Annotated in this window: 2 protein-coding genes and 1 pseudogene; 2 read left to right on the top strand and 1 reads right to left on the bottom strand. The window is 74.5% G+C overall.

The features are described from left to right. Nucleotides 1-731 precede the first annotated feature (731 nt). A complete protein-coding gene (locus tag EAO70_RS06215) occupies nt 732-3,821 on the top strand; it encodes a non-ribosomal peptide synthetase (RefSeq protein ID WP_148002008.1) in 3,090 nt (1,029 codons plus the stop codon). Between the two features lie 106 nt (nt 3,822-3,927). Here the strand turns inward: EAO70_RS06215 and EAO70_RS40235 are convergent. Then, nucleotides 3,928-4,014: pseudogene (locus EAO70_RS40235) on the bottom strand (phosphopantetheine-binding protein); the annotation flags it as partial. A gap of 26 nt (nt 4,015-4,040) precedes the next feature. On the opposite strand from EAO70_RS40235, the gene EAO70_RS06205 reads away from it, so the two are divergent. Then, on the top strand, nt 4,041-5,705 hold a 1,665-nt coding region (locus EAO70_RS06205), incomplete at its 3' end, for a condensation domain-containing protein (protein WP_148002007.1).

The raw sequence follows: 5,705 nt of genomic DNA, 5'->3' as shown, positions 1-5,705 counted from the left end.
GGAGCAGCACGGTGAACGTGCGGACGCGGCAGGGGGCGCGAAGGCGGACGCCCTGTCACGCGACGAGAGCAACCGGGCGCGGCGGCGACCGGCGCGGCGATGTGGTGCGGCGGTGCGGTGCGGCCGGACCTGGTCCGGCTCTCCGGCCGCGCTCGCTCGTGGGTCGTCGTCCCGGGTCGCCGTCGTGGGCCGTCAGGCCGTGCCGCGTCGCCCGGCCGCAGGCCGTCGCACGGCCCGTGGACGCCGGTCGGCAGGCCCGCGCGAGCCGCGGGCAGGCGGCTGCCGGGCAGCCGATCTCCCTTCGGCAGGCCACACGTTGACGCCTCGTCAGGGGCGATCATACACACGGATGTTTGGGTGCAAGCCGGTAAACGCCGCCATGGACATGCAGGCTGATTCCGGGCGGTGGACGGCTCTTGACGGTGCCTGGACGGTGTGCCAATCTCTCGACAGGTCTGGACCAATGGGCTTCATCGGGCGGGGCCGGAGATACCAGACGCCTCGGGGCATCCTGGCGTCTCCGGCGGTCCGGACCTCTCACGGCCGTCGGCCGGTCCTCCGGGGGGTGGACCGGCCCCATCCGACGGCCGGTGCCGCCACCGAACCCGGCTGCTCCGGCGTGCCCGCAGGCACCCGGGCGACAGGCGTCCGGTGGTTCGCGCCCCCTGCCGCGTCCGCACGTTCACCGTGCTGCTCCTCCGTTCTGCTCCGACGTCCTAAGCGAGCTGCCGATGTCCGAAGTCCTCTCCCTGTCCGACCCCATTCCGGCCTCCCCCGCCCAGCAGGGGGTCTGGCTGACCGATCGGCTGGGACTGGCCCGCGAGGCGTTCCACATGCCCCTGCGGATCTCTTTCGACCGGGCCGACACCTCCGCGCTGCACCACGCGGTGACCGCCGTGACCGAGCGCCATCCGGCCCTCGCCGCCCGCCTGGTGGAGCGCGACGGCCGGATCTGGCAGGAACCTGCCGCGCAGCGGCCCGGACTGACCCTCCTCGACGCACCCGGGGACGAGGCGGCCCTGGAGCGGCTGCTGGACGTCGACGCCGCCCGCCCGTTCGCCCTGGAGGCCGGCCCGCTCAGCCGCTTCACCCTCTACCGACGCCCGGACGGAAGCTCCGAACTCCTCTTCACCGCCCACCACTCGGTCTTCGACGGCAACTCGAAGGACGTCCTGGTCCGGGACCTCGCGGCCGCGTACAACGGCGTCGCGCTGCCGCCCTCCCCCGCCGCCGCGCCGCCCGGGTCCGCGGCGGATCCGGACACCGTACGGCGGGCCGCCGCGTTCTACGGGCCCCGCTGGGCCGCCGCGACCGACCCCGTACTGCCCGGAACGCTCCGCACACCGGCCTCCTCCACCTCTGCCGGAGAGGCCGTCGCATGGCACCTCGACGGCGTCGAGGCGAAGGAGCTGACCGCGGCGGCCGCCATCGTCGGCACCACCGTCTTCGAGTTCCTGCTCGCGGCCCTGCACGGGCTGCTGCGCCGCTACGGCGGAGAAGCCGTCCCGGTCTCCGTACCGCTCTCCACCCGAAGACCCGGACTCGACGCGGGCATAGGCATGTTCGTCAACGAACTGCCCGTCCACGCACCCGCGGCCGACGCGTCGCTGCCCTTCGCCGCCTTCGCCGCGGCCGTCCGGACCGAACTGCGCGCCGGATACCCCTTCCGCGCTGTGCCCTTCGGCGCGGCCGTCCCGGCCCTGGAGCCCCGTCTCGGTCTGACCGCCGTCTCGCTCGGCTACCGCCGCCGCGGCCCGGACCCCGACTTCGGCGGGACCGGCGCCCGGATCTCCTGGGCCGTGCGCAACCGCACCGCCCGCAACACCCTCCATCTGCAGATCGTCGAAGGCCCCGACGCCTCGGGCGGGGCGGTCGACTTCAGCTTCCAGTACGACCCCGCCGTCCTGGCCCCCGACGCGGCCCGGCGTATCGCCGGCCACTACCGGACCCTGCTCGCTGGAGCGGTCGCCGCGCCCGGCACCCCGCTGCGGGACCTGCCGCTCCTGGACCCCGCCGAGCTGCGCGCCGTCACCGTCGCCCCCAACGCCACCGACCGCCCCTACCCGGCCGACCGGACCGTCCTCGACCTGGTCCGCGCCCAGGCCGACGCGACCCCCTCGGCGATCGCGGTGAGCGCCGGCGACCGACGGCTCAGCTATCGCGAACTGCTGAACAGAGTCGACGAGTTGAGGGCGGCGCTCCGGTCCGGAGGGGTCCGGCCCGGCGATCTGGTCGCCCTCCATCTGGACCGCACCGCCGACCTGCCTGCCGCACTGCTCGCCGTCCTCGCCACCGGCGCGTCCTACCTTCCGCTGGACCCCGGATACCCGGCCGATCGCCTCGCCCTCGTCCTGCGCGACTCGGGTGCCGCGCTGGTGCTCGCGGACCGCGAGCCATCCCCCGCTGTCGCCGAGGCCGCCCCCGCGGTCCTGCGGCTCCCGGCGGCCACGGAGCGGGCCCCGGAGAGGGCCGCCGACACGGCCCCCGGTCCGGACGACGTGGCGTACGTGCTCTACACCTCCGGCTCCACCGGCCGCCCCAAGGGCGTCTCGGTCGGCCACCGCGCGCTGGTGAACCTGCTCACCTCCTTCGCCGACCGGCTCGCGGCCGGCCCCGGGCACACCTGGCTCGGCCTGACCTCGCTCTCCTTCGACATCTCCGCCCTGGAGCTCTACCTGCCGCTGATCACCGGCGGCCGCCTGGTCCTGGCACCGGAGGGCCTCGCCGTCGACGGCCCCGGTCTGCTCGCGCTGATCGGCGCCGAGGGCGTCACCCACGTCCAGGCCACCCCCTCCGGATGGCGGGTCATGCTCACCGCCGGAACCGGCCTCGACGCCCTCTCCACCGTCACGGGCCTGGCCGGCGGCGAGGCCCTCCCGCTCCCCCTCGCCCGTACGCTGCGAGGACGTACCGCACGGCTGTTCAACGTGTACGGACCCACCGAGACCACCATCTGGTCGACCTGCGCGGAGCTCCCCGCCGAGCCGGACCGCGTCGGGATCGGCCGCCCGATCGCCAACACGCAGGTGTACGTCGTCGACGCGCTGCTCCGGCCCACCCCGCTCGGCGTCCCCGGGGAGCTGCTCATCGGCGGGGACGGCGTCGCGCACGGATACCTCGGCCGGCCCGAGCTGACCGCCGAGCGCTTCGTACCGAACCCCTTCGGCCCCCCGGACACCCGGCTCTACCGCACCGGCGACCTCGCCGCGTGGACGGAGGACGGCGAACTCGACTTCCTCGGCAGGATCGACGACCAGGTCAAGATCCGCGGCCACCGGATCGAACTCGGCGAGATCGAGTCCGCCCTGCTGGAGCACCCTGCGCTCGCCGCGGCCGCCGTCGCGATCCGCACAGAGGAGGACGGCGAACCCTTCCTCGCGGGCTATCCGGTCCCGGCCGCCGGCGCCCGGCCGCCCGCCCCGGCCGAGCTGCGGGACCATCTGCTGCGCACGCTGCCGGCCGCGATGGTCCCGCAGCGCTGGCTCACCCTGGAGCGGCTGCCGCTCACCCCGAACGGGAAGCTGGACCGGCGGGCCCTGCCGCATCCGCCGCGCGAGGCTCCGGAGCACCGGGCGGACGAGCGGGGCGCCGGGACCGGCGACGAGACGACACGGACGGTCTGCCGGATCTGGGCCGAGGTGCTCGGCCTCCCCGACGTCGGCCCCGAGGACGACCTGTTCGACCTCGGCGGGCACTCGCTTACCGTGGTCCGGATCGCCGCCCGGATCCGTGACGCGCTCGGCGTGGAGGTCGACTTCGACGTCTTCTTCGACGTCCCGACCCCGGCGGGGGTCGCCGCCGCCGTCCGCGCGCTCCTCTAGACCGCGCTCTCCCCGGACCGCTCCCCCGGTCGGACCGCACCCCCGTCGGGGTCGGGACGTCGAAGAAGACGTCGAAGTCGACCTCCACGCCGAGCGCGTCACGGATCCGGGCGGCGATCCGGACCACGGTAAGCGAGTGCCCGCCGAGGTCGAACAGGTCGTCCTCGGGGCCGACGTCGGGGAGGCCGAGCACCTCGGCCCAGATCCGGCAGACCGTCCGTGGCCCCCGCCCCGACCGAGCGGCCCGACGCCGTCCCGCTGTCCTTCGCCCAGCGCCGCCTGTGGTTCGCCAACCAGATGCACCCGGCGAGCCCGCTCTACAACATCCCGATGGTCCTGCGCCTGTCCGGCGACCTCGACCGCGCGGCACTCGGCGCCGCTCTCGCCGACCTCGCACAGCGCCACGAGAGCCTGCGGACGGTCTTCCCGGCCACCGACGGCGAACCCCGCCAGGTGGTCCTCGACGCCGAGGCCCAGCCCGTCGTCCTCACCGTCCTGGACCGCTCGGACGACGGTTCCGCCGGACCCGAGGACGCGCAGGCCCGCATCGCCGCACTGCTCCGCGACGGCTTCGACCTGACCAGCGAGGTCCCGCTGCRGGCGACGCTGCTCGCCACCGGTCCGGACGAGCACGTCCTCGTCCTCGTCCTCCACCACATCGCCGGTGACGCCTGGTCCCTCGCCCCCCTGGCCACGGACCTCTCCACCGCCTACGCCGCCCGTCTCCGCGGAGAGGCCCCGCAGTGGACGCCGCTCCCCGTCCAGTACGCCGACTACACGCTGTGGCAGCGCGAGCAGCTCGGCGACGAGACCGACCCGGACAGCGAGATCTCCCGTCAGCTCGCCCACTGGACCGACGTGCTCGCCGGTCTGCCCGAGGAGCTCGCCCTGCCCACCGACCGGCCCCGGCCGCTGACCGGCGCCCAGCGGGGAGCGAAGCTGCGCTTCGCCTTCGACGCCCAGCTGCACCGCCGGCTCCTGGCTCTCGCCGGCTCGACGGGCACCAGCCTCTTCATGGTCCTCCAGGCCGGGCTCGCGTCCGTCCTCAGCCGGCTCGGCGCGGGCGACGACATCCCGATCGGCGCCCCGATCGCCGGCCGCACCGACGACGCCCTCGACGACCTCGTGGGCTTCTTCCTGAACACCCTGGTCCTGCGCACCGACACCTCCGGTGCCCCGTCCTTCCGTGACCTGCTCGCCCGCGTCCGGGACGCCGACCTCGCCGCGTACGCCCACCAGGACCTGCCCTTCGAGCGCGTCGTCGAGGCGCTCAACCCGCAGCGCTCGCTCACCCGTCACCCGCTCTTCCAGGTGACGCTCACCGTCCAGAACTCCCGCGACGCCGCCCTCGAACTGCCCGGCCTCGCCGTGTCCGCCGAGGCCGGCACGTCCTCCTGGGCACGCTTCGACCTCTCCCTCGGCCTCGGCGAACGACACACCGCGAACGGGGTCCCGAACGGCCTCGAAGGCGTCGCCGAGTACTCCGCCGACCTCTTCGACCGCGCCACCGTCGAGACCGTCGTCGCCCGCCTGGAGCGCCTGCTCCGGGCCGCCGTCGCCCACCCCGACCGCTCCATCGGCGACATCGACGTCCTTGATGCCGTGGAGCGTGAGCGGTTGGTGGGTGGTGTGAACGCGACGGGTTCGGTGGTGCCGGTGGGTGTGGTGCCGGTGTGGTTCGCGGAGTGTGCGGCGCGGGTGCCGGAGGCTCTGGCGGTGGTGTGTGGTGGGGTGCGTCTGTCGTACGGGGAGTTGTGGTCTCGTGCGGTGGGTGTGGCGAATGAGTTGGCGCGTGTGGGTGTGGGTCGTGGTGCGGTGGTGGCGTTGGCGGTGCCGCGTTCGGTGGATGCGGTGGTGGCGATGCTGGGTGTGGGTCTTGCGGGT

Source organism: Streptomyces sp. adm13(2018) (genome assembly GCF_008042145.1).
In the GTDB taxonomy this organism is placed as follows: domain Bacteria; phylum Actinomycetota; class Actinomycetes; order Streptomycetales; family Streptomycetaceae; genus Streptomyces.
The sequence above is the reverse complement of the archived record's forward strand: the minus strand, read 5'-3'. Positions and strand labels throughout refer to the sequence as shown.